General features: G+C 64.6%; 26 protein-coding genes. 12 read left to right on the forward strand and 14 right to left on the reverse strand.

Going from position 1 to position 23,457, the window contains the following annotated elements; translation table 11 throughout:
- Nucleotides 1-63 precede the first annotated feature (63 nt).
- Nucleotides 64-435: a hypothetical protein gene (locus C4K40_RS11895; RefSeq protein ID WP_022643764.1), complete on the forward strand. Its 372-nt coding sequence runs from the start codon at nucleotides 64-66 to the stop codon at nucleotides 433-435.
- A 1-nt stretch (nucleotide 436) separates the two neighbouring features.
- Nucleotides 437-619, forward strand: a complete 183-nt coding sequence (locus C4K40_RS11900; RefSeq protein ID WP_022643765.1) for a DUF1289 domain-containing protein — start codon at nucleotides 437-439, stop codon at nucleotides 617-619.
- Between the two features lie 28 nt (nucleotides 620-647).
- Here the strand turns inward: C4K40_RS11900 and C4K40_RS11905 are convergent, their stop codons facing one another.
- Both C4K40_RS11905 and C4K40_RS11910 read right to left on the reverse strand, forming a co-directional pair.
- Nucleotides 648-1,289 carry a LysE family translocator gene (locus tag C4K40_RS11905; protein ID WP_022643766.1) on the reverse strand — a complete coding sequence of 214 codons (642 nt, stop codon included), beginning with the start codon at nucleotides 1,287-1,289 and terminating at the stop codon, nucleotides 648-650.
- 85 nt (nucleotides 1,290-1,374) lie between these two features.
- Nucleotides 1,375-1,923, reverse strand: coding sequence for a hypothetical protein (locus C4K40_RS11910; protein WP_053136287.1), 549 nt, complete (start codon nucleotides 1,921-1,923; stop codon nucleotides 1,375-1,377).
- Nucleotides 1,924-2,096: 173 nt separating this feature from the next.
- Here C4K40_RS11910 and C4K40_RS11915 point away from each other — a divergent pair, with 173 nt between their 5' ends.
- A complete protein-coding gene (locus tag C4K40_RS11915; protein WP_031321508.1) occupies nucleotides 2,097-2,771 on the forward strand; it encodes a hypothetical protein in 675 nt (224 codons plus the stop codon).
- Nucleotides 2,772-2,839: 68 nt separating this feature from the next.
- Here the strand turns inward: C4K40_RS11915 and C4K40_RS11920 are convergent, their stop codons facing one another.
- The 3 genes from C4K40_RS11920 to C4K40_RS11930 all read right to left on the reverse strand — a co-directional run bounded on the left by C4K40_RS11920 (nucleotide 2,840) and on the right by C4K40_RS11930 (nucleotide 5,044).
- On the reverse strand, nucleotides 2,840-3,691 hold the full coding sequence (locus tag C4K40_RS11920) for a CAP domain-containing protein (RefSeq protein WP_031321509.1): 852 nt from the start codon (nucleotides 3,689-3,691) through the stop codon (nucleotides 2,840-2,842).
- Between the two features lie 93 nt (nucleotides 3,692-3,784).
- A complete protein-coding gene (locus tag C4K40_RS11925; RefSeq protein ID WP_053136284.1) occupies nucleotides 3,785-4,480 on the reverse strand; it encodes a DUF1963 domain-containing protein in 696 nt (231 codons plus the stop codon).
- A gap of 69 nt (nucleotides 4,481-4,549) precedes the next feature.
- Entirely contained in the window at nucleotides 4,550-5,044 is a 495-nt protein-coding gene (locus tag C4K40_RS11930) for a PaaI family thioesterase (RefSeq protein WP_053136281.1), read from the reverse strand.
- A 711-nt stretch (nucleotides 5,045-5,755) separates the two neighbouring features.
- Between C4K40_RS11930 and mqo the strand changes: the two genes are divergently transcribed.
- From mqo to C4K40_RS11945, 3 genes are all read left to right on the forward strand, one after another.
- Nucleotides 5,756-7,393 (forward strand): malate dehydrogenase (quinone), encoded by a 1,638-nt coding sequence (gene mqo / locus C4K40_RS11935; protein WP_022643772.1) that lies wholly within the window; start codon nucleotides 5,756-5,758, stop codon nucleotides 7,391-7,393.
- A gap of 229 nt (nucleotides 7,394-7,622) precedes the next feature.
- Nucleotides 7,623-8,342, forward strand: a complete 720-nt coding sequence (locus C4K40_RS11940; protein WP_053136278.1) for a GNAT family N-acetyltransferase — start codon at nucleotides 7,623-7,625, stop codon at nucleotides 8,340-8,342.
- Nucleotides 8,343-8,547: 205 nt separating this feature from the next.
- The gene (locus tag C4K40_RS11945; protein ID WP_053136275.1) at nucleotides 8,548-9,330 is read left to right on the forward strand and encodes a DeoR/GlpR family DNA-binding transcription regulator; all 783 of its coding nucleotides are present in this window, start codon (nucleotides 8,548-8,550) and stop codon (nucleotides 9,328-9,330) included.
- A gap of 32 nt (nucleotides 9,331-9,362) precedes the next feature.
- Here the strand turns inward: C4K40_RS11945 and C4K40_RS11950 are convergent, their stop codons facing one another.
- From C4K40_RS11950 to C4K40_RS11970, 5 genes are all read right to left on the reverse strand, one after another.
- Nucleotides 9,363-10,148, reverse strand: coding sequence for a nucleotidyltransferase family protein (locus C4K40_RS11950; RefSeq protein WP_053136472.1), 786 nt, complete (start codon nucleotides 10,146-10,148; stop codon nucleotides 9,363-9,365).
- Between the two features lie 81 nt (nucleotides 10,149-10,229).
- Complete coding sequence (locus C4K40_RS11955) at nucleotides 10,230-11,558, reverse strand: MFS transporter (protein WP_053136273.1); 1,329 nt, start codon at nucleotides 11,556-11,558, stop codon at nucleotides 10,230-10,232.
- Nucleotides 11,559-11,659: 101 nt separating this feature from the next.
- Nucleotides 11,660-12,853, reverse strand: coding sequence for an L-2-hydroxyglutarate oxidase (gene lhgO / locus C4K40_RS11960; RefSeq protein WP_022643777.1), 1,194 nt, complete (start codon nucleotides 12,851-12,853; stop codon nucleotides 11,660-11,662).
- 95 nt (nucleotides 12,854-12,948) lie between these two features.
- The gene (locus tag C4K40_RS11965; RefSeq protein WP_053136270.1) at nucleotides 12,949-13,659 is read right to left on the reverse strand and encodes a FadR/GntR family transcriptional regulator; all 711 of its coding nucleotides are present in this window, start codon (nucleotides 13,657-13,659) and stop codon (nucleotides 12,949-12,951) included.
- Between the two features lie 83 nt (nucleotides 13,660-13,742).
- Nucleotides 13,743-14,270, reverse strand: coding sequence for a GNAT family N-acetyltransferase (locus C4K40_RS11970; protein WP_053136267.1), 528 nt, complete (start codon nucleotides 14,268-14,270; stop codon nucleotides 13,743-13,745).
- A 137-nt stretch (nucleotides 14,271-14,407) separates the two neighbouring features.
- Here C4K40_RS11970 and C4K40_RS11975 point away from each other — a divergent pair, with 137 nt between their 5' ends.
- Entirely contained in the window at nucleotides 14,408-15,292 is an 885-nt protein-coding gene (locus C4K40_RS11975; RefSeq protein WP_053136265.1) for a LysR family transcriptional regulator, read from the forward strand.
- Nucleotides 15,293-15,302: 10 nt separating this feature from the next.
- On the opposite strand, the gene C4K40_RS11980 is transcribed toward C4K40_RS11975, so the two are convergent.
- Nucleotides 15,303-15,923 carry a LysE family translocator gene (locus C4K40_RS11980; RefSeq protein WP_022643781.1) on the reverse strand — a complete coding sequence of 207 codons (621 nt, stop codon included), beginning with the start codon at nucleotides 15,921-15,923 and terminating at the stop codon, nucleotides 15,303-15,305.
- Between the two features lie 92 nt (nucleotides 15,924-16,015).
- A complete protein-coding gene (locus tag C4K40_RS11985) occupies nucleotides 16,016-16,885 on the reverse strand; it encodes a LysR substrate-binding domain-containing protein (protein ID WP_053136262.1) in 870 nt (289 codons plus the stop codon).
- Between the two features lie 139 nt (nucleotides 16,886-17,024).
- Between C4K40_RS11985 and C4K40_RS11990 the strand changes: the two genes are divergently transcribed.
- From C4K40_RS11990 to C4K40_RS12010, 5 genes are all read left to right on the forward strand, one after another.
- Nucleotides 17,025-18,083, forward strand: a complete 1,059-nt coding sequence (locus C4K40_RS11990) for an agmatine/peptidylarginine deiminase (RefSeq protein ID WP_053136259.1) — start codon at nucleotides 17,025-17,027, stop codon at nucleotides 18,081-18,083.
- The gene (gene aguB / locus C4K40_RS11995; protein ID WP_053136256.1) at nucleotides 18,080-18,988 is read left to right on the forward strand and encodes an N-carbamoylputrescine amidase; all 909 of its coding nucleotides are present in this window, start codon (nucleotides 18,080-18,082) and stop codon (nucleotides 18,986-18,988) included. Before C4K40_RS11990 ends, aguB begins: the two co-directional genes overlap by 4 nt.
- A gap of 2 nt (nucleotides 18,989-18,990) precedes the next feature.
- Nucleotides 18,991-20,100: an extracellular solute-binding protein gene (locus C4K40_RS12000; protein ID WP_053136253.1), complete on the forward strand. Its 1,110-nt coding sequence runs from the start codon at nucleotides 18,991-18,993 to the stop codon at nucleotides 20,098-20,100.
- A gap of 40 nt (nucleotides 20,101-20,140) precedes the next feature.
- The gene (locus C4K40_RS12005; RefSeq protein WP_053136251.1) at nucleotides 20,141-21,265 is read left to right on the forward strand and encodes an agmatine/peptidylarginine deiminase; all 1,125 of its coding nucleotides are present in this window, start codon (nucleotides 20,141-20,143) and stop codon (nucleotides 21,263-21,265) included.
- Nucleotides 21,266-21,405: 140 nt separating this feature from the next.
- On the forward strand, nucleotides 21,406-21,864 hold the full coding sequence (locus C4K40_RS12010; protein ID WP_053136247.1) for a GNAT family N-acetyltransferase: 459 nt from the start codon (nucleotides 21,406-21,408) through the stop codon (nucleotides 21,862-21,864).
- A 123-nt stretch (nucleotides 21,865-21,987) separates the two neighbouring features.
- Here C4K40_RS12010 and C4K40_RS12015 read toward each other — a convergent pair whose 3' ends face one another.
- Both C4K40_RS12015 and C4K40_RS12020 read right to left on the reverse strand, forming a co-directional pair.
- Nucleotides 21,988-22,929 carry a class I SAM-dependent methyltransferase gene (locus C4K40_RS12015; RefSeq protein WP_053136244.1) on the reverse strand — a complete coding sequence of 314 codons (942 nt, stop codon included), beginning with the start codon at nucleotides 22,927-22,929 and terminating at the stop codon, nucleotides 21,988-21,990.
- 58 nt (nucleotides 22,930-22,987) lie between these two features.
- Entirely contained in the window at nucleotides 22,988-23,437 is a 450-nt protein-coding gene (locus C4K40_RS12020; RefSeq protein WP_053136242.1) for a hypothetical protein, read from the reverse strand.
- Between the last annotated feature and the right edge of the window lie 20 nt (nucleotides 23,438-23,457).

Raw genomic sequence — 23,457 nt, forward strand, 5'->3', positions numbered from 1 at the left:
TCCTGGCCTGGTGACTTGCGGTATTGTGTGCGGCCTTTTTCGCCACGGATCCAAGACTGCGCCATGCCACTGACCAAACGCCAGCAAGCCGCCATGGAGCGCTTGCTGGCCACTACCCTCACCGAAGCCTGCGAAGCGGCCAAGATCCGCCTCGAAGGTTTTTCCTGGTTGACCCACGAAGTGGACTACGCGGTGTTTCCCGCCAGCCTGGTGGTGGTTTGGGTGTTCGCTGCCCAGGCCGACAAGGAGCGAGCCCTGGCGGCAGGAGAGGGGCCGTGGATGATCGAACTCACGGCCCAGGCGCTGGCGGATGCCGGCGTCACCCTTGAACCGGTGGCAGGCCATGTGTTCTTCGACAGCGAAGAACAGTGCCAGCGGATCAGTGGTGGTGATTGGACCCGGCGCCTGGCGCGCCTGCGACCGGGGCGGGGCTGAGATGGCCAAGGAAATCGACAACCCCTGTATTGCTCTGTGCCAGCTCAGCGGCGACTTGTGCGTGAGCTGCGGGCGCACCAAGGACGATATCCGCAAGTGGAAACGCATGAAGCGCCCAGAGAAGATGGCCGCCGTGCAACGGGCCAGCGCCCGCCTCAAGGCCCTGCGCAAAAAGCAGGGTTGAAGGGGCTGGCCTGTCGTCGGCGCGCTGGCTACACCCCTTGCCGGCGCATGGCCAGGATGGTGCTGCCGAAGAAGATGAACGTGGAGCCCACCACCCGGTTGACCCATTTGGACAATGCCGGACGGGTCAGCACGCCTTTGGCCCGGGAGGCCAGCAGGGCGTAGATGCTCAGCGACGTCAGCGACAGCGCCATGAAGATCAGGGTCAGGATGAAGAATTGCGGCAGCAGGGCGGCATGCTGGTCGATGAACTGCGGGAACAGCGCGGTGAAGAAGATGGTCGCCTTGGGGTTGGTGGCGGCGGTCAGGAACGCCGACTTGAACAGTTTGAACCGTGGCGGGGCGCTGACGCCCTGGTCATCCGGGCTGCTGGCGCTGAGCAACGGGCTCTTGCTCAGCAACTGCTTGGCACCGAGGTAGAACAGGTAACCGGCGCCGAGGATCTTCACGGCGTTGAATACCCATTCGGAACTGGCGATCAGCGCCCCCAGGCCCAGCATGGCTGCCGCAGACATGCAGAACAGGCCACTGATATTGCCCAGGGATGACCACAGGGTGGACTTGGCGCCGTAGGTCACGCTGTTGTGCAGCGCTACCAGGGTGGCCGGGCCAGGACTGGCGATGGCAATGGCGGCGACCAGGGTATAGGCGAGTATCGAGTGGGCATCCATGGCTTGGACTCGTCGGGGAAAGAGGGCTGGATTCTACAGGAAAAACTGCCGGTAAATTCTCTGCGACACGCATCGCAAGGTCCGGCTAGAGCGGTCGGTGGTAGACCACCAGGTCACAGGACGAGGCGATCACCAGGCTCCGGCCGCTGTAGGAAAAGCCAAAGGCCCGGCACTCATGCTCGATGGCCAGCTTGTGGAAGGTCGCCGGGCGGTTGTGCTGGGCGCCGTAGAGCCATGAACCCGGCTCGACCAGCAACAAGTGTTGTTCGGGCCACGCCAGGGACACATTGTGCACCGCCCAACCATCGTTGCTGCCCAAGGGCAGGCTGCCACCATTGATTCCGGACATGGCGATGCGCCGACCCGCCAGGGGACCGATGCCCTCGGTCTCGAGGTAGCGATCGCTTTCGACTTCCTCGGTATAGTCCCGGGCGATCTTCTCGCCAGTCTCGCAGTCGATGACACTGCGTCCGGCACTGGAAGTCACCAGCAACAGTTCCCGATCACGATCGAAGCCGACTTCCAGCAGGCTGCCGGCGGCGCGCCGGGTGACCAGTACCCAGGGCGCCGGGGCCGGGCTGATCGGCTGCTGCCTGATGGTTTCGCGCAGGGTTTGCAGGGGGGATGGGTCCATGAAGGCTCCGCTTGCTGGCTTGTGCACTGCTCAAGATGAACGGCAGCGGGCGGTTCTGCCGCTCTACATCATTGCCGTGATCGATAGTTATCATCAAAAAGTGGAGGTTCCGTTTTTCCTGCAAAGGAGGAAGATAGCGCTTACACCGTTTTTGCTGCAGAAGGAAATACCCGATGAGAATCTCGACTTTGTTGGCCCTTGTCGTCGTCTTGCTCTCGGGAACCGGTACTCCAGCGATGGCTCTGGCTGGCGATGACATGGCCTGCCATTTCCTGCCCATGGCCGACAGCGGCGCCAACCTGCAGCGGGCCCGGTCGGTCGGCGTGCTGTACAGCGAAAACACCCTCAATACCCTCGAGTACCTCGAGCACTACCATTCGGTGGCGCTCAACGGCGCGAAGAACGCCGGTCTCGATCCTCGTATCAGCCAGGCCTTCGTCGACAGCTCCGATCCGAAATTGGCGATCAACTGGCTGATGGCGTCGCTGAACAAGCACTTTGCGGCGGTGACCGTCTACGACAACCTCGATGCCGTGGTCCAGGCCCATCCCGATGTGGTGGTGATGCTCGACACCTACAACCAGCTGGTGACCAAGCGCAACAATCGAGTGGAGGCGCGCTTCATCGCCAAGTTCTACGACTCCAACCTGCAGTACATCGGCCAGGCCGAAGGGGTTCGGGCCAAGGACTTGCCTTCAGTCTGGGTGCGGGGCAAGGCGGCCCCGGAAATCGCTGCCCAGATCAACCAGCAGACCGATTTGCAACTCGATGCCCTGAAACAATTCGACGTCTCGCTCAAGGCCCTGGTGACCCAGGAGGATGCCGGGCAGATGGCGGTCAATCAGTGACGTTATCCTGGCTGCAATGCAAACGCCCCGACTTGTCGGGGCGTTTTCGTTCAGGGGGGCATGCACGCTCAAGGCGCGCCGAACATCGCGGTCCAGTAGATGCCTGCATCGCTTTTCGGGTCCACCGCGTAGGCCGCGCCCAGTTCCTGGTAGCCGGGGTTCATCAGGTTGGCGCAGTGCCCGGGGCTGGCCAGCCAGCCGTCCAGCACCTTGCGCACGCTGTCCTGGCCGGCGGCGATGTTCTCGCCCACTTGCTGGCCGGCGTAACCTGCCAGTTCCGCACGGTCGCCTGGGGTGCGGCCATCGTGGTCCTTGTGGTCGAAGTAGTTCTGATTGGCCATGGCCCGGCTGTGTTCCTGGGCGGTGCTGCCCAGGGTGGCGTTCCAGGCCAGGGGCGCGGTGGCGGCAAAACTCTGGCCGCCGCATTGCCGTGCCTGGCTGCGGGCGTTGTTGATCTGCGCCAGCAATTGCTGGCCCTCGGCCTGCCAGTCGCCCAGGCGCGCCGAGAGCAATGGGCGGGCGAGGACGATGCGCCACTGGGCGGCCTGGCGATTGACCGCGATATCGACGAACTGCGGGTCCAGCACCACCTGGCAGAAACTCTCGCGGATCGCCTGCATCGCCGCCTGGGCATCACGCGGGCCGGAGAGGCTGATGGCCTGGACGTTGACCATGGGGTACGCCGCCCGTGCCAGGGCTTGCTGCAGGTCGCCGACGTTGTCCACCGGCAGGATCAAGCGCGGGTCGCTGGCCAGCGGCGGCAGTTCGGACGAGGCCTGGTTGGCGCAGCGTTGCGGCTGGCTGCGGTAGGCGTTGATCGACTCGATCAGCTGCGCCTGGTCGTCGGCCATGGCCCCGGCCGGGCCCAGCAGGGCCAGGGACAGGGTGGCGACGGGCAACAGCAATGAGCGCATGGACATGAAGGTCTCCCAGGAATCGGACGCGCCCATGATGCACTCGCCGCCAGGGCTTTTCACCCATTGGCGGATGAAATCGACGTCAGCCAGAGCGCCTCAGTAGAAGTCGTAGTACAGCGCCCATTCGCCGCTGTCCCGGTGCTTCCAGAACATCAGGCTGCCACTGTCCACCACGTTGAGATTGATCTTGGGGTCGGAGGAGATCTGCATCACGAACTCGAAGCCTTCGCCCGGGTCGATCCCCGACTGGCAGAACGATGGGTAGCCCCCAAGCTTGTGTTCGTAGCAGTGGGTGGTCAGGTCGTAGTAGCACTCGATGCGGCCGGAACGTTCCAGTTCGAGGATTTCCAGCTCCAGGTCCCGGGGCACGCCGCCACCGTCCCACAGCGGGTAGTCGGCGGGCACCACCTCGGCCTTGAGCGGGAAGGGCTTGAGAAAGGCCTTCTCGGCCGTCAGTTCCTTGCGCACCAATACGTCCTCGTCACGGTATTCGCGTACCAGCCAGCGCTCGCCCATGGGTTCGAGCTCATCGGGAAAGGGGTTGGCGATGAACACCGAGAGTACCTTGACTCCTTGCAAATGCGGGCTGCGAAAGGGCAGGGAGGGCAGGTGGAACTGGGCGAAGGGCAGCAGGATTTCTCCCGCGCTGTTGATTGGCAGCTCTTCGTCTTCGCGAAACAGGAAGACTCGGCCCAGCCAACTCTCTTCATCGCTATGGCTGGGGCGAAAACCGCCGGCGGTGAACTTCAGCGCCGGTTTGGCCAACTGGCGCTGGATTTCCTGGATATCCATGTTCGGGAGTATTTCCTTGTCTTGGTAAGGGGGCGGCGCACTCGTCGGCAAGGCCGCCCCGGCTGTTTCTCAGCTTTCACGGCCGTGGGCCGCGTCGGCCAGCTGCTGGGTATCGACCCGCACGAACAGCGAATCGCCGATGGCCGTGAGCACGTCGCCGGCATACACCTCGCACACCACCCGGCTCTTGCGTGCCACCTCACCTTCGACCCGGGCGCGCAGGGTCAGGGGCACGCCCATGGGGGTCGGCTTGATGAACTTGATCCCCAGGTTGCCGGTCACGCAGTCGATGCGCGGCAGGCTGCCCGGGGCCCGCTGTTCGTTGCGGTAGTGGTAGGCCATGGCGGTCCAGTTGGAGTGGCAGTCCACCAGCATGGCGATCAGCCCGCCATACACCAGGTCCGGCCAGCCGCAGTACTTGGCCTCCGGCAGGTGTTCGGCGATCACGTGGATACCGTCCTCGTGCCAGTGGCTCTTGATGTGCAGGCCGTGGTGGTTGCTGCTGCCGCAGCCGAAGCAGGCGCCCTCGGGCGCGGTGGTGTCTTGCAGGGAAGTCGCGTGCATGGTTGTTCTTCTTGTCCTTGACGATGGTCTGGCGGGTATCGCGGTCGGCCATGATGCCCGTGGTGGTGCCACAGGCCAAGGTCTGCGGCGGCGCCGGGGAAGGATTTGCGCCAGCGTCCTTGTGACGCATTGATTGCGGCGGATGTCGTAGTGCCTCGGGGTTTGCCAAGGGTGCCGCAGCCAAGACAGGCTGATGCCGTAATGATATTCTTGCGCTGAATCGGTTCATCGTTTGTGCAAAAATATGCCCCCTGTGCTTTGCTTCAAATGGCCTGATCGGGTCCTTTGCAAGCGTGCGGGTGTCTCTGGCAAACCCGCCGAGCGTAATGTCAGGCAGTGTCCATCCACCTTCCTTGGTGGAATCCGACCCTTTTTCCCTGCTGGTTCCCGCGAAGGCGGGTACCGCCGTTGCCCGTCGATTCGGCGCCAGCGGAATATGGAAAGGAGCAGGGTGGCTGCCTGTCGGCTGCGTCCCGTGACGAGCCCCGAGTAACAAGTGTCACTCATGTAGCTGAGCCAAAAACGACAAGAAGTCAGCACCGGAGCGATATACAACTGAGGTCGAGCGCGTTTCGTCGGCCTTGTGTGCCCACCCCCCAGTTCTCATGAATGCGTTCATCCGGGACCTGCGAAATGCCTGTTTCGCACCCTCCGGGATTCACAGGATCGAGGATCGGGCGGCGGATGGCGTTCTATCGTAGGTACTACAGAATGTTGAAGAAAGTGAACACGGCCCTCATCGGGCTGGCGATGTCGATAGGTCTGACGACCGCCCATGCGGCTGAGCCGAAGAAAGTGGATGTGCTGCTGATCGGCGGCGGCATCATGAGTTCGACCCTCGGGGTCTGGCTCAACGAGCTGCAGCCGGACTGGTCCATGGAGATGGTCGAGCGCCTGGATGGCGTGGCCGAGGAAAGCTCCAACGGCTGGAACAACGCCGGTACCGGTCACTCGGCCCTGGCCGAGCTGAACTACACCCCTGAAGGCAAGGACGGCAAGATCGAGATCGCCAAGGCCATCGAGATCAACGAAGCGTTCCAGATCTCCCGCCAGTTCTGGTCGTGGCAGGTCAAGAGCGGCGTCCTGAAGAACCCGCGTTCGTTCATCAACTCCACGCCGCACATGAGCTTCGTCTGGGGCGATGACAACATCAAGTTCCTCAAGGCTCGCTACGAAGCCCTGCAAGCCAGCCCGCTGTTCAGCGGCATGCAGTACTCCGAAGACGCCGAGCAGATCAAGAAGTGGGTTCCACTGATGATGGAAGGGCGTGACCCGGCGCAGAAGATCGCTGCGACCTGGAGCCCGATCGGCACTGACGTCAACTTCGGCGAGATCACCCGCCAGTTCGTCGCCCACTTGCAGGCCCAGCCCAACTTCGCCCTGAAGCTGTCCAGCGAAGTAGAAGAAATCGAGCGCAACCAAGATGGCTCGTGGCGCGTGACCTACAAGAACCTCAAGGACGGTTCGAAAACCGAGACCGACGCCAAGTTCGTGTTCATCGGCGCTGGTGGCGGTGCCCTGCACCTGCTGCAGAAATCGGGTATCCCCGAGGCCAACGAATACGCCGGTTTCCCGGTGGGTGGCTCGTTCCTGGTGACCGACAACGCCAGCGTTGCCGAGCAGCACCTGGCCAAGGCCTACGGCAAGGCTTCGGTGGGCGCGCCACCGATGTCCGTTCCGCACCTGGACACCCGCGTGCTGGATGGCAAGCGCGTGATCCTGTTTGGCCCGTTCGCTACCTTCTCCACCAAGTTCCTCAAGGAAGGTTCGTACTTCGACCTGCTGACCAGCACCACCACCCACAACATCTGGCCGATGACCAAGGTGGGCATCGAGCAGTACCCGCTGGTGGAATACCTGGCCGGCCAGCTGATGCTGTCGGATGACGACCGTTTCGCGGCGCTCAAGGAATACTTCCCCAACGCCAAGCAGGAAGACTGGCGCCTGTGGCAGGCCGGCCAGCGTGTGCAGATCATCAAGCGTGACGAAGAGAAGGGCGGCGTGCTGAAACTGGGCACCGAGATCGTCGCTTCCCAGGACGGCAGCATCGCCGGCCTGCTGGGCGCGTCCCCGGGCGCTTCGACCGCCGCGCCGATCATGCTCAGCGTGCTGCAGAAAGTCTTCAAGGACCAGGTGGCCACTCCAGCCTGGCAAGAGAAGCTGAAGCAGATCGTACCGAGCTACGGCACTGCCCTGAACGACAGCCCTGAGCGTGTGGCCAAAGAGTGGGCCTACACCGCCGAAGTGCTGCAGCTGACCACACCGCCACCTGTCAAGGGTGCGGCTCCTCAAGCGCCGGCCAGCATGGCCAAGCCTGAGAGCAACCCAGCGGCCGACATGGCGCTGTAAGCCCCGCTCCCGCCCGCGTTCGCCGGGCGGGACATCGCCGATGCCCTTGGCATCGGCTGGCTGGTCCGATTGCGGTGGCGTGTCGCCGCCGCAATCGGACCAGCAAACTCCCCAAGCCCTCCCAATCTTGCCTTGCCATGCGGCGCTGCGCCCCTGCGCCTGCATGAAGGGGTATCATGGCGCGCCCGCTCCCGGCGGACATGCCCCAACCCTCGGAGTCACCACCCAGATGTCCAGCATCACCCTGTTCCAGGCCCCGCCCGCCGAAGCCATCCAGAGCCAGATCCAGCAGATGGTGGTGGACTACATCACCGACATCAGCGCGGTCGCCATCGCTCCCAGCAATCCGCTGTACAACCTCTACCAGTATGGCGTCGGCTACGAGGTGCACCTGTACCTGCAGGCCATGGACGGCTCCCGGGATCTTGCCGTGGAGCTGCTGGTGGCCGGCGACCCGCTGGACCCGGAGCAGGTGCAGGGCTTCTTGCTCTACCTGCCGCTCAAGGACGACCCCGAGGCTTGCGCCGTGGCCTACATGGCGGTCCGCCAGGACCTGCGCCGCCAGGGCATTGCCCGGCAAATGCTGGCGGCGATGCGCGCACGCTATCCCCATGCCGAGCTGGCCTGCAGCCCGGCCAAGCTCCAGTGGTTCGAGGCCCTGGGGTTCCAACTGCTGGGCGCCCGTGGCCCGCAGGTGCTGATGAATACCCGCGAGCATGGCAGCGATGGCTTGCTGGCAGTGCTGGATGTGGCGCCGATCTACAACTCGGTGGAGGTGCGGCAGATCCATACCTATCTGCTGGCGCAGCATGGGCGCAAGGCGATGATCGAGGCGGAGAAGAAGCGTGACCGCCACCTCGACCAATTGACCCGCCAGGCCCAAGCCCTGGTGCGCGAGCGCCTCGGCGAAGCGGCCTTGCATCGCTCGCGGGCACCGCGCCTGGTCTGACCCTGCTCCGGCAGATCTTGCGGTCGCTGCGCGCCCTGCGGCAGCGGCTACACGAAGCCTCACGCATGGCTCCTGTAGCCGCTGTCGAGCCACCGCGAGGCTGCGCCAAGGCCCGCAGGGCCTTCGGGTGGTACTGGGGCCAGGGGCTTGTGCCGCTGCTCTTGCCTGGATAATCTCGCATAAACACGCAGAATCGTGCATCAACATGCAAAACCTGCATTCCACCGCTGAACTGCCGTCCCTGCGCCGGCAAAAGATCCTCCTGCTGCTGGAGCGCGACGGCAAGGTCATGGCCGCCGAGCTGAGCCGGCATTTCTCGGTCTCCGAGGACACCATCCGCCGTGACCTGGCGGAGCTGGATGCCGCTGGCCTGGTGCAGCGGGTCCACGGTGGCGCGCTGCCCCGGCCCAAGGACAGTGGCAAGGATTACTTCACCCGGGTAGGCGAGACCGACGCGGTGAAAATGCGCCTGGCGCAGTTCGCCGCACAGTGGGTGCAGGAGGGGCAGACGGTGTTGTTCGACTCCGGCTCCACCACTTTGCACATCGCCCGCTCGCTGCCCCGGGATATCGGCCTGACTGCGGTCACCGCCTCGCCGCTGATCGCCGTGGCCCTGGCCGAATACCCCAGGGTCCAAGTGATCCTGGCTGGCGGCCAGCTCAACCCGGCGACCTTGGCCGCCAGCGGCCATGAAGCGCTGCGGATGCTCCAGGGGATCAAGGCCGACCTGCTGTTCACCGGGGTCTGCGCGATCCATCCGGAGATCGGCATCAGCTCCCTGCATTTCGATGAAGTGCCGATCAAGCAGGCGATGTTCGACAGCGCCGCGCAAGTCATTGCCGTGACTACCGCCGACAAGCTCGGGGCCATGGAGCCTTTTGTCGTGGCGCCCTGCAACCGTCTGCACCGGCTGGTTACAGAGCGGGAAGTGGCGAGCGCGGAGCTCGAAGGCTATCGACAGCAGGGAGTCGAGGTACTGCAGGTCTGACCCTCGGCAGTTATCAGAGCAGGGCTTTTACTTCATCGAACCTGTCCGCCACTTTCTTGCTGGCTCATCCACTGCGCCATCTGCCGCAAGCGGTTGCTGAAACCGGCATCGGCGGGACTTGTCGCTTCGGCGGCTTGGCGGAACTCATCGATGACCGCCTTCATTTGCGGGTAGCGCCGCACAAACAGCTGGGCATGCTCATCCAGGCTGCGGGGCCAGCTCGGTTCCTGCTCCGGGCGCAGCAGGTTGGTCGCGCGAAGGAGCTTGCGCGAGGCCTCGCGTTGCAGGCGCAGGGTCTGCCCAGGTGTTGGCGCGTGGTCGATGCGCGTGGCGTAGTCGTTCAGCACCGCAAGAAAATCGCCGTTCACCGCCAGGGCTATTTCCCGGCTGGGCTTGAACGGGGCGAAGCGCTGGCGCAGGTCCTCGCCCAGCAGGCAGCGACAATGATGCTTGAGCCAATAACCCCAGCTGGGGCGATTCTCGCTGGCCAGGACTTGCTCCAGATGGCCGATATCGAAATCGATCTTCGACACCTCGGGGTGTCGCGCCTGTAGTTGCAGGCGCAGTTGTTCCAGCTCATCGAGCAGGCCCGGGGCAGGTGGCTGTCGCAGGATGAGGGTCAGGTCCAGGTCGGAGATTCCAACCCGGGCCTCGCCCCGGGCCACGCTGCCGTACAGGTAGAGGCTGTGCAGCGTTGGCTGGCCCAGGCTGTGGCACAGCTCATCGAGCAAGGCACCGAACCCAGGTTGCAGGGGCGGCTCGGGAGGCAACTTGATCAAGCCTTCGGCATCGACGCCGAACGTACTGGGCATTTGCATGGGATGGCCTGCGAGAAAAAACCAGCGCCAGCTTAACAGGCTGCGGCAGGTCGCTTGGCGCCTGCCGCAGTCTTGCATCGCTCAGTTCTTGAAGGCCGAGTGCTTGCGGCCCTGGTCGCACAGGGCAAACACCACCACCAGCACCGCGGCAATGGCGAGGATGATCACCACGCCATCGGTGGAGTGGGTGGCCGAGGCGGTCACCAGCGACAGTGCGCCCAGCGGGGCCAGGCCACCGGCGATGGCGGTGCCGATCTCGCGCCCGGTGCCGAAGCCCGAGGAGCGGGTCGCGGTGGGGAACTGGCGGCTGAGGAACGAGCCCTGGGGCGCGAACATCATCGGTGCCAGGATGCCGGTGCCGACCCCGATGGCGAGGTAGATCATCAGGCTGTCGCCGGTATTGAGCAGGGCCAGGAACGGGTAGGCGAACAGCACCGAGAACAGGCCGCCGAGCACCAGGACGGTCTTGCTGCTCCACTTGTCGCACAGCCAGCCGAAGAACGGCACGGCGACGATGGCCACCAGGCTGGCGATGGTCACCGACAGCGAGGTCACGTGCACGTCGACATGCTTGTACTGGGTCAGGTAGGCCAGGGAGAAGGTCTTGAAGATGTAGCTCAGGGCGTTGTAGCCGATGGCCACGAAGAACACCACCGCCAGGCCCTTAAGGTCGTTCTTGAACAGTGCCTTGAGCGGCGAGGCCTTGGCCTTGCGGCTCTGCTGGTCCAGTTCCTTGAACTCCGGGGTTTCCGGAATGCTCTTGCGCACCCACAGGCCGACGCCCACCAGCACGATGCTGCACACGAAAGGAATGCGCCAGCCGCCGGCCAAGAGGAATTCGTTGCCGTTGATGGTCAGCAGGTAGATGGTCAGCGACGACAGCAGCAGGCCCAGGTTCAGCCCCAGTGCCGGCCAGGCGCCCTGGCTGCCGCGCTTGCCTTCGCTGGCATGCTCGTAGGAGGTGACCGCCGCGCCGGACAGTTCGGCACCGGCACCCAGGCCCTGGATGATCCGGATGGCCACCAGGATGATCGGCGCCCAGATGCCGATCGAGGCGTAGCTGGGAATCAGGCCGATCAGCGCGGTGCATACGCCCATCAGGCAGAAGGTCAGCACCAGCACCTGCTTGCGCCCGAACTTGTCGCCCAGGTAGCCGAACAGCACGCCGCCGAAGGGGCGGGCGATAAAGCCGATGGCGAAGGTGGAGAACGACATCAGCATGGCGCTGTTGGGGTTGCTGGTATCGAAGAAGATCTTCGAGAAGACGATCGCCGCCATGGTGGCGTAGAGGTAGAAGTCGTACCACTCCAGCATCGAGCCGAAGATGGTGGCCGCCGCGACCTTGCGCAGGCGTTTCCTGGTTTGCTGTGGGGTTTCCGCTGCAGTAATGCTGGTTTCAACTGCGGTCATCGGGTGCATCCTCTTGGATCATTGTATTTATTGTCGGGTGACGCGAGCACGCGATCCTGCCGGCGTCGTCAAGGCGCCGGGCAAGCGAGTGCCAGGGTGTTTCAGCCGGCCTGGAAGATCCGGTCGGCGATCATCGAGCCAATGGGAATCGCCGAGGTGGCGGCGGGCGAGGGCGCGTTGCACACATGCAACATGCGCGAGGTTTCGGCGAACAGGAAATCGTGGACCAGGCTGCCATCGCGCATCACCGCCTGGGCGCGGATACCCGCTTCGTAGGGCAACAGGTCGCTGACTTCCAGGGACGGGCAATATTTGCGGCACTGTTCCAGGTAGCCGGACTTGAACAGCGAGTTCTTCATCTCGGTGGTACCGGAGCCGAGGTTCTGCCAGATGGTTTTCCAGAACCCGGGGAAGCTGGCGTACTGCGCGACATCGCGCCAGTTGATGGAGAACTTGCGGTAGTTTTCCCGGCCCAGGCCCAGCACCGCGTTGGGACCGACGGTGACGCTACCGTCGATCATGCGGGTCAGGTGCACGCCGAGGAACGGCAGCTCCGGATCGGGGATCGGGTAGATCAGGTGGTTGACGATGTCGTTCTTCGCCGCCGGCAGGCGGAAGTACTCACCGCGAAAGGGGATGATCTGGTGATCGATCCGCACCCCGGCCAGGGTCGCCAGGCGGTCGGACTGCAGGCCGGCGCAAGCCACCAGTTTCTTCGCCCGCCAGCTGCCGCCATGGGTGCCGACGCTGACGCTGTCGGCGTGCTCCTGGATTGCGGTGACGGTCTGGCCCAGGCAGATTTCGCCACCGGCGCGGCGGATCACCCGGGCCATGGTGTCGCATACCTCGCGATAGTCGACGATGCCGGTGGCGTCGAGGAACAGCCCGCCCAGGCCGACGATGTTCGGCTCGCGCTGGCGCAGTTGCTCGGCATCCAGGCGCTCGACCTTCAGGCCATTGAGCTGCGAACGCTGGTACAAGGCTTCCATGCGCTGCACTTCCAGGGCATTGGAGGCCACCAGCACCTTGCCGCAAACCTCGAACTTGATCCCATGCTCGGTGCAGAACTGCTTGGTGGCCTCGGCGCCGCGCTTGCACAGGTCGGCCTTGAGACTGCCCGGCGCGTAGTAGATCCCGGCGTGGATCACGCCGCTGTTGTGCCCGGTCTGGTGCTTGGCCAGCACACTTTCCTTTTCCAGGACCACCAGCGAAGCGCCGGGCTGGCGCTTGAGGATCTCCATCGCCGTGGCCAGTCCGACGATGCCGCCGCCGATGATGCAAAAGTCGTAGATCATGGTTCCAGGTGTCCGTATCAGTCTGGTTATCAGGTTGTCAGACTAAGTAGTCCGATAAAAACCGCAAGCTCGGCCTGCGGTCTGGCGCAATAGGGTCAGTCGAGGGTAGGCAACTCCAGGCCCAGGCGCTTGGCCGAGGCACGCAAATGGGCATCGGCACAGCCGGCGGCGGCCTGGCGGTCACCGGCGGCGATGGCCTGGTACAGCGCCTGGTGCTCCTGGGCCGCGTCGGCAGAACCGCCCACCAGGCGCAGCGCCGAGTTTTCCCAGGCAGTCTTGCGGGCACTGGCCAGCTGGCTGCGCAGGAAGTCATGGAAGGCCACGAAGTAATCGTTCTTGCTGGCTTCGGCGATGGCCCGGTGGAACGCCACGTCGGCCAGGGCCGCAGCTTCGAAATCACTGCGCTTGTCGTGCATTTCCTGTAGCGCGGCCTGCATCCGTTGCAGGTCGTCGGCGTCCCGGCGCTGGGCGGCGATCGACGCGGCCTGGGTCTCGATCCACAGGCGCATCTCGAACATCTGCGCCAGGTCCGCCAGGCGTCCTTCGCTCTGGGGGAAGCGGAACACCGTGCCGGCAGGGGTCTTGGAGATGTACGAACCCAGGCCGCGGCGGGCGATCAGCACGCCATCGGCCTTGAGCTGGGCGATGGCCTCGCGCACCACCGAGCGACTGACATTGAGCTGTTCAGCCAGTTGCTGTTCGGTGGGCAGGCGCGACTCGGGAGCCAGTCGGCCGGAGTCGATCTCGTTGCGGATGGCGTTGACGACCCGTACGACCAGGGAGTCGGGGCGCTGGAGTTCTAGCATGGGTAAACCTAGGAAGTCAGGTTGTCAGACAATAGCCGTGGTGAATTTTTCCTGTCAAGAAAAACCCGCGACAAGGCGCCGCATCAAGCCGTCAGGCGACAGCCGAAAATCAGATCGTCGCAATCCTCGCCGCCCAGCTGGAAGGCCCGTTCGTCACGGCGTAGGAAGGCGAAGCCGCATTTCTCCAGGACCTTGCAAGACGGCGCATTACCGTCGGTGACCGTGGCGATCAGCTGCTTGATGCCCAGGGTGTGCCGGGCGTGCTCGATGACGGCGCGCAGGGATTCCACGGCCAGTCCCTTGCCTTGATGCTGCGGACGCAACAAGTAGCCGACCTCGGCCTCGGAGGCGTCGTCGTTGCTGATCCGCAGGCCGGTGAAACCCACGCCCTCACCGCTGTGGCGGTCGTTGATCAGCAGGCACAGCCAGTGGGTCGAATCCGTATTCCAGTGCGGCAGGCGCGAGGTGAAACGCTCCTCGATCTGCGCTCGGGAAAGCGGGTCGCAGACATAGCGCAGGTTATCGGGGTCGCTGTGCAGGGTCAGGAACAGCTCCCAGTCATTGGCGTTGAGGGAGCGCAGGTGCAGGCGTTCGGTGTGCAGTTCCAGCATGGGGCGGTCCTTGTCCTCGGGTTGGGCGACGCCTTCACTCTACAGCTCCAGGCCCGCGCCTGAAGAAAACTCTGATCGCGCCAGAGTATTTTTCGCATAAGATCCCGGCCTGATTTCGCAAGGACAGGCAGGTAAGCGTGAATTGGGATGATCTGCGATTCTTCATTGCGGTCGCCAACGCCAGCAACATCACCGATGCCGGACAGGCGCTGAAGGTGTCGGCGGCCACGGTCTCGCGCAAGATCCAGATGCTGGAGCAGGCCTTGCACACGCCGCTGTTCCTGAAGACCACCCAGGGCTATTTCCTCACCGAAGCCGGCCGCGACTTGCTGCCCATGGCGCTCGAGGCCCAGGAACGCTTTGGCCAGATGGAGCGCCAGTTGGCCCGGCCCGGTGCGCGCATGGCCGGGGTGGTGCGCATCGATTGCCCGGAGCTGATGGGCAGCCACCTGTTGATCCCGGCCCTGGCGGAGTTTCGTGCGGGTCATCCAGAGATCCGTTTCGACTTCGTCAATGCCGCGCGCTCGGTCAAGCTCACCCAGAGCCACAGTGACCTGGTGCTGCGCCTGCACCGGCCGGAAGCCGGTAGCAACTTCACCTTGCGCAAGGTCGGCGCGCTGACCCAGGCGCTGTTCTGCTCCCCGGCATATGCCCAGGCCCAGGGGTGTCCGCAAGCGCCCGAAGACTTGGCCCGGCATGGCTTGATCGGCTGGAACCAGGCCCTGGAGCATATGCCCCTGGCCCGCTGGCTGGACCGGCTCAGTGGCGGCCAGCCGCTGTGGATGAGCACCGCCAACCTGCAAGCGCAGCTCCAGGCGGTACAGGCCGGCTTGGGGATCGCCGCCTTGCCGGCCTATATCGCCGAACCCCTGGGGCTGTGCCGGGTGTTGCCGGATGTCCCGGCGCATCGGGCCGATATCTGGCTGCTGCGCAACCTGGCGACCCAGGGCCAGGAGCGGGTCGAGCAGGTGGTGCAGTTCATCGACCGGGTACTGCGCCAGCATGGCCTGCAAGACCACTGAGGCGGTCGGCTCAGGCCAGGCCATTGCGCAGGAAGATCCACGCCGCCACCCCCATCAGCAGCAAGCCGAACAGTACATTTTGCGCCTTGAGCAAGCCCGGCCTGGCGCGTAGCAGCGGTTGCAGGCTCGAGCCCAGGCCCGCCCAGAGCAGGTGGCCGAACAGGTTCACCGCGATCAGCGCGGCGCTCAGCGCCACCACCGCCAGGCTACCGGCACTGGTGGCCGGGCTGAAGGTGGAGAACATCACCAGCAGCATGACCAGTCCTTGCACGTTGCCCAGTTGCAGCACCACGCCATCGCGGAACAACAGCGCCTGTTCTGGCTCGCCGGGCTTGCGCAGTGGCCGCAGCAACAGGCGCAGGCCGAGCCAGAAGATGTACAGGCTGCCGGCGATCCGCAGGCCCCGCAGCAGTTGCGGCTGCTGCGCCAGGCTGTGGTAGAGCCCGAGGCCCACCAGCAGGGCCAGCAGGAAGTAGGTCAGGTCCAGGCCGAGGATGAAGCGCAGGGAGCGGCGCACGCCGCTGCGGGCGCCGGAACTGGCCACCATCAGGTTGCCGGGACCGGCGCTCAGGGCCATGGGCAGCATGGTGGACAACCACAATGACCAGTTGATGTCGTGGATCGGGGGCACGCGCGATTCCTTGGAGGCAGTGCGGATTGCACCGGCGCCAGCTTAAGGCGGCGCCGGGGCAGGGGTTACCGCCAGGAATGCAAAGCGGTTTTTCAGGCCTGCCCGGCCTGCTCCAGGGCGTTTTGCAACCAGCTGCAGAAGCTGCGGGTCAGCGAGCTGCCTTCACTGTCGCGATGCACCAGCCAGGCCCAGGTCGGACCGCGCACGCTTTGTTCGCACAGCGGCTGCAACTGGCCCTGGGCCCGGGCTTGCTGGGCCAGCAGTTGGCTGACCAGGGCGATGCCGTGGCCAGCGCAGGCGGCGTCCAGCAGCAATCCCGGGTCGGAGAAGTTCAGGCCGTTGCTGCGCTGGCCAACATCCGTGCCGCCTTCCACCACCCAGTGGCTCCAGTCCATTTCCCGTTCGCCGTGCAAGGTGGTGCGCAGCGCCTGGGGCTGCTCCAGCAGGGAGGGGTGGCAGGCCGGATAGAGCTGGTCGCTGTAGAGCTCCAGGTAGCTGCATTCGGCCTGGGCGCTGAGGTCGTCGCGGATCGTCACGTCGATGGTCTGGGTGGCCATGTCCGGCGGCTCGAAACTGGTGAACAGCCACAGGTCCACTTCTGGGTGCAGGCGGTTGAATTCGCCCAGTCGCGGTAGCAGCCAGTGTCGAGCGAAGGCCGGGCTGGTGTTGACCACCAGCTGGTTGGGCTTGCGGTACTGCTCCAGACGGCGAATGCCCACGGCCAGTTGTTGCAGCAGCGATTGAGTGGTGCTGCGCAGGTCATGCCCGGCATCGGTCAGGGTCACGCTGCGCCCGCTGCGGTAGAACAGCGGCTGTTCGAGGAAGGTTTCCAGGCTGCGGATCTGCTGGCTGATGGCCGATTGGGTCAGGTGCAGCTCTTGCGCCGCCTGGTGGAAGCTGCCCAGGCGCGCGGCGGCTTCGAAGCCGCGCAGGGCGTTCAGGGGAGGCCAGTGTTTTAACATTATCGATAAGCCCAGCTAATCAGAATTTCACTAAATCTATCGTTTGTTGTGGGATTTTCAAAGCCATAGCATGGGCGCCATTGGTTGCACCGGTATTTGTTGGCTGATAACAAAACCTTAATCGAGAGGCGCGATTCCCATGTACAGCAATGACAGTCGAAACAGCGGTTGGCGGATGCCCGCCGAGTGGGTGCCCCACGCGGCGACCTGGATGGTCTGGCCCCATAACCAGGACCTGTGGGAGTCGGGCTGGGGCGTGACCCTGGCCGACGTACAGGCGGATTTCGCCCGGGTGGCCAATGCCATCGCACGTTTCGAGCCGGTCAAGCTGGTGGTCGATCCTTCGGCCCTGGAGAGCGCCCGGCGCCACTGCGGCGCCAACGTCGAGCTGGTGGTCCAGGCCGTGGACGACAGCTGGTGCCGCGACTCCGGGCCGAGTTTCGTCTGCCATCCCCAGCACGGGCTGGCCGGCGTCAGCTGGCGCTTCAATGCCTGGGGTGGCAAGTCGGTCCACGAGCTGGACCGCAGCCTGGCCCGGCGCCTGCTCGACCAGCTGGGGCTGGACTGCTTCGGCACCCACCTGGCCAACGAAGGCGGCGCCATCCATGTGGACGGCGAAGGCACCCTGATCACCACCGAGTCGGTACTGCTCAATCCCAATCGCAACCCGGGCCTGGGCAAGGCCGAGATGGAAGAGATCTTCGAGCGCCTGCTGGGGGTGAAGAAAACCATCTGGCTGCCCGGCGATCCGGACTACGTCACCGGCGACATGACCGATGGCCATGTCGATGGCGTCTGTGCCTTCGCCCGTCCCGGCCTGCTGCTGGTGGACGCCACCCATGACCAAGGCTCGGTGTACGCCGACGTGGTGCGCGAGAACCGCCGTGCCCTGGAGCTGGCCCGGGATGCCCAGGGCCGCGCCTTCGAACTGGTGGAGTTGTTCGAAGCCACTGCCGCGGTGGACACCCAGGCCGAGGTGTTCTGCGCTTCCTATACCAACTTCTACATCGCCAACGGCGCAATCATCATGCCGGCCTATGGCATCGAGGCCGATCAGGTCGCGGCCCAGGTCTTGGCCAAGGCCTTCCCCGGGCGGCAAGTGGTGCCGGTGCAGATCAACCACCTGGCCCATGGCGGTGGTGGCGTGCATTGCATCACCCAGCAGCAACCGCGCTGGCCACTGGAGGTGTCGGCATGAGCAACTTGACCGTCGCGACGTTGCAGATGCCCTGTACCTGGGACCTGGCGGACAACCTCGAGCGCGCCGAGCAACTGGTGCGCGAGGCCGCGGCCCGGGGCGGGCAGGTGATCCTGCTGCAGGAGCTGTTCGCCACGCCGTACTTCTGCATCGAACAGCAGCACCGGCACCTGGCACTGGCCGAAGAGTATGGCCAGAGCCGCTTACTCAAGCGCTTTGCCGCCCTGGCCAAGGAGCTGGGGGTGGTGTTGCCGCTGAGCTGGTTCGAGCGGGCCGGCACTGCCTACTTCAATTCCCTGAGCGTGGCCGATGCCGACGGACGCCTGCTCGGGGTGTACCGCAAGACCCACATCCCCAACGCCATCGGTTACCAGGAGAAGGAGTACTTCAGCCCCGGCGACACCGGCTTCAAGGTCTGGGACACGGCGTTCGGCCGCCTGGGCGTGGGCATCTGCTGGGACCAGTGGTTCCCGGAAACCGCCCGTTGCCTGGCCTTGCAGGGTGCCGAGGTGCTGCTGTTCCCCACGGCCATCGGTTCGGAGCCTGGCGCCGCCGACCTGGACTCGAAGGATCACTGGCAGATGACCATGCGTGGGCACGCCGCGGCCAACCTGCTGCCGGTGGTGGCGGCCAACCGCGTCGGGCGGGAAGTGGCTCGCAGCGACTCAGAGCTGCACATGCAGTTCTACGGTTCCTCGTTCATCTCTGACCACAAGGGCCGGCTGCTGGCCGAGGCCGACCGCGACACCACCGGCATGCTCTTGCATGAGCTGGACCTGGCGGCCATGGCCGAGGAGCGCCGGACCTGGGGCATCTTCCGTGATCGTCGTCCGGAAATGTACGGGCCCTTGCTGAGCCTCGACGGCCAACACCTGCATTCACGCTGGAACCCTCGGGAGGCATGAGCATGAACCGCATCGGCACATTGCGCCTTGGCGCGCTGGCACTGGCATTGATGGCCGCGCAGGTCCAGGCCGCGCCTGAAGAAAAGACCCTGCGCTTGTACAACTGGGCCGACTACTTCGCCCAGGACACCCTGGCGCGTTTTACCGCCGAGACCGGGATCAAGGTGATCTACGACGTCATGGAAGGCAGCGAGGTCCTGGAGGCCAAGCTGATGACTGGCGGCAGTGGCTACGACCTGATCTTCCCCGGCGACACCGTGGCCGAGCGACTGATGCGTGCTGGCAGCCTGCAGAACCTCGACCCCGCCAAGCTTGCGCAAATGGACGACATCGAGCCCGGCCTGCAAGCCTTGCGCAAGCAGTACCCCCGGGCCAGCCAGGCCACGGTGCCCTATACCTGGGGCACCATCGGCCTGACCTACAACGCCGGGCAGATCGCCCAACGCTTGCCCAATGCACCGGTCAACAGCCTGGACCTGCTGTTCAAGCCGGAGCTGGCGGCGCATTTCGCCGATTGCGGGATCTCGGTGATCGACTCGCCCGACGAAGTACTGGCGGTGGCGCTCAACTACCTGGGGCGCGATCCGCGCAGCGCCAAGCCGGCAGACCTGCAAGCGGCCAGCGAGCTGTTGCTCAAGCTGCGGCCGTACATCCGCAAGTTCCAGTCGCAGCCAGTGACCGACCTGGTCAATGGCAACCTGTGCCTGTCCCTGGGCTACAGCGGCGATGTGACCCAGGCCCAGCGCGCCGCCGACGGAGCCGGCAAGCCGGTGGACTTCCAGTACCGCATCCCGCGTGAGGGCACCACGGTGTGGATGGACACCATGGCGATCCCCAAGGATGCCCGGCACCCGGAGTACGCCTATGCCTTCATCAACTTCGTCATGCGCCCGCAGAACATGGCGGCCATCAGCAACTTCACCGGCTACCCCACGGCCAATGCCAAGGCGCGGCCGCAGATCGATCCACGGATGGTGGGCAACCCGGATATCTACCCGGATGCCGCGACCTTTGCCCGCCTGGTGCCGGGGCGCGATATTCCCCAGGCCGACATGCGGGCCCGAATGCGCATCTGGACCCAGTTCAAGACGGCTACGATAAAAGCACCCTGAGCCGTTCCACTTCATGCAATCCCCCTTGAGAGAAAGACCGATGTCGACCCGACGTACATTCATCAAACAGGCCTCGCTACTGGCCGGTTTCGCCGCCGTGACTACCCTGGGCCTGGGCGCCCGTCGGGTCTTGGCCCAAGAACAGGAACAGGAGGACTGGGTCATGCCCGACGAAGGCGATCGTCACCAGCGGGCCTTCATGGCCTTCGGTGCCCAGGATGCGATCTGGGAAGACTTCACTGGCGATGTGCAGGAGGCCCAGGGCCGGATCGCCCGGGCGATTGCCGCCCATGAGCCGCTGACCCTGTTCTGCCGCGAGCATGAGCGCGACCTGGCCGAGGAGCTGTGTGGCACTCGCAACGTCACCTATGTGATCACCGAGCTGGACGATATCTGGATGCGCGATATCGGCGCCAACTTCGTGGTCGACTCCCGAGGCGAGCTGGGCGCAGTGGACTTCAACTTCAACGGTTGGGGCAACAAGCAGCGCCATTCCCGGGATGCGCGCCTGGGACGCCAGGTCGCCGATGGCGCACGCGCCACCTACTTGCGCAGCGAACTGGTGGGCGAGGGCGGCGGTATCGAGGTGGATGGCCACGGCACCGGGATCATGACCGAGAGCAGCTGGATCAACCGCAATCGCAACCCCGACTGGAGCAAGGCCGAGGTCGAGGCCGAGCTCAAGGCTTACCTGGGCCTGCGCAAGATCATCTGGCTGCCGGGGATCAAGGGGCACGACATCACCGATGCCCACGTCGACTTCTATGCGCGCTTCGCGGCTCCCGGGGTGGTGGTGGCCAACCTCGACAACGATCCGGACTCCTACGACCACGCGGTGACCCGCGCGCACCTGGAGATCCTGCGCAACGCCACCGATGCCGATGGCCGCAAGCTCAAGGTGCACACCCTGTCGCCGCCCTTGAATCCGCGCAAGAGCCGCTTCAGCCGGGGCAACGAAGACTTCGCCGCGGGCTACATCAATTACTTCGTGATCAACGGCGCGGTGATCGCCCCGGAGTTCGGCGATCCGGTGGCCGACGCCAAGGCCCACGACCTGCTCAGCCAGCTCTACCCCGGGCGCGAGGTGGTGCAGCTGGATATCGATGCCATCGCCGCAGGCGGGGGTGGCATCCATTGCGTCACCCATCAGTTGCCAGCGTTGTGAGGTGCTGGCAGGCGAGGGCAAGTGGTCTGCTGTTGAAATTAGAATTGGCCTGCTACAACAGGCCGTTAGCTGCCTAAGCTGGCGCTCTTCGATATCCCCGGGAAGCAGTGTTGTTTCCGGTTTTTCATGAGGAGAGCGTCATGGGCGAGCAGCAACAGACGGTAGTGGTACGGGCCATCCAGGCCGAAGATCGGGAGCAATGGCAGCAATTGTGGCTGGCTTACCAGGATTTCTATCAGGTAAGCCTTTCGGAACAGGTGAGCCAGCGCACGTTCGAGCGTTTCTTCGACCCCCGGGAGCCGGTGTATTCGGCGGTGGCGGTGCAAGGTGGCGAGTTGGTGGGGTTCGTCAACTCCGTGCTGCACCGTTCGACCTGGGCCACCACGGACTTCTGCTACCTGGAGGACCTGTACGTGGCGCCGCAGATCCGTGGCGGCGGCACTGGCAAACAGCTGATCGAGTGGGTCCAGGCCTTTGCCCGCCAACACGATTGCGCACGGCTGTACTGGCACACCCACGCCACCAACAAGCGCGCGCAAAAGCTCTATGACTGGGTGGCGGACAATTCGGGATTCATCGAATACCGGATGCCACTCTAACCCCGCGCCGATCCTGGAAGCTCGTGCCGAGCTGGCGAGGCTGCGCCCGGGCGCGCAGCGGCCGTAAAAAGGACGATGCGGTCGATCAACTGCGCCGCCAGGCTGGCTCGGTGGCCGCCACGGCTACGCTGGCTGGTTGAACACCAGGGCCTTCAGGCCGCATTGCGCATCGGCATCGGGAAATTCCGGCGGGTTGTCCAGGCGCTGTTCGAAACGCAGCCCTGGCGCGGCCTCGGCCATGCCGTCCAGCAGGAACTCCACGCTGAACGCCGGATCGTTCATGCAGGCCAGCACCCGGCCCGTCGGCGTCAGCAACTCCGGCAGGCGCCGCAGCACTCGCGCGTAGTCCTTGCTCAGCACGAAGCTGCCTTTCTGGAAGGAGGGCGGGTCGATGATCACCAGGTCGTAAGGGCCGCCTTGCTTGACCTTGCCCCAGGACTTGAACAGGTCATGGCCGAGGAAGCCCACCCGGCCCAGGTCGTGGCCGTTGAGCCGATGGTTGTCGCGGCCACGGCTCAGGGCCGCCCGGGACATGTCGAGGTTGACCACCTTCTCGGCCCCGCCGGCGATCGCCGCCACCGAGAATCCGCAGGTGTAGGCGAACAGGTTCAGCACCTTCAGGCCCTGGGCATTGGCCCGCACCCAGTTGCGCCCGTAGCGCATGTCGAGGAACAAGCCGTTGTTCTGCTTGCTGCCCAGGTCCACCCGGTAATCCAGGCCTTCCTCGGTGATGGTGCAGGATTCCACCGGCTCGCCCAGCAACCATTCGCCGAGGCTGTCGGGCAGGTAGCGGTGTTGCAGCATCAGGCTGGTGGCGCCGCTGGCCTGCCACTGCGCGGTGGTGCCCAGGTCCACCAGCAGCTGTTTCAAGGCAGCCAGGTCCCCGGCTTGCACTTCCTTGAACAGCGACACCAGCAGCACGCCTTGCAGCCAATCCACGGTCACTTGTTCCAGGCCCGGCCAGCAGCGCCCGCGCCCGTGGAACAGGCGCCGGGTTTCGCTTGGGGCGCTGGCCAGGGCGTCCAGCAGGTGTTGGTTGAGGGTGGCGAGGGCTTGAGGGTTCATCGGCGCGACCGGCAATTTTTCGGGGCGGCATTTAACCACAATTGCCGGCCGGCGCGGTTCAGTCCAGGTGTTCCGGGCGGCCCATGGCTCGCCATTGCGCCAGCCGGCCATCGAGCACCGGAGCGAGCAGGTCGTAGTTGCTCCAGCTGTTCTCCACCCGGTAGATCGTATCGGGGACTGGCGCCAGGAGCTGCTCATAGTCCTCGCTGTAGCGGACGTTGCTGTTCTTTCCCGCATAGTAGGCAGCAGCGAAGGCATTGCCTTCGGCGTTGAAGTCTTCGTCGTAGAGCCTTTCATCGAGCATCTTGAACAGGAACTCACGGCCGTCGAGTTTGCGTGAACGTAGCTGCGCCAGTTCCTCGGCGGCATCTTCTTCAAGTTCTTCGCTGGCAAAGCCGTTGAGCAGCATCCAGGCCAGGAACAGGCCGATATGGGTGCCCCCGGCGCTCGGTGGCAGGTCGCTGGGAAAGTCACCGCCGTAGTGCCAGGAGGCGTCGTCGTATTTCATCGGGCATGGGTCCTTGTGTA

It is taken from the genome of Pseudomonas sp. CMR5c (genome assembly GCF_003850545.1).
Lineage (GTDB): Bacteria > Pseudomonadota > Gammaproteobacteria > Pseudomonadales > Pseudomonadaceae > Aquipseudomonas > Aquipseudomonas piscis.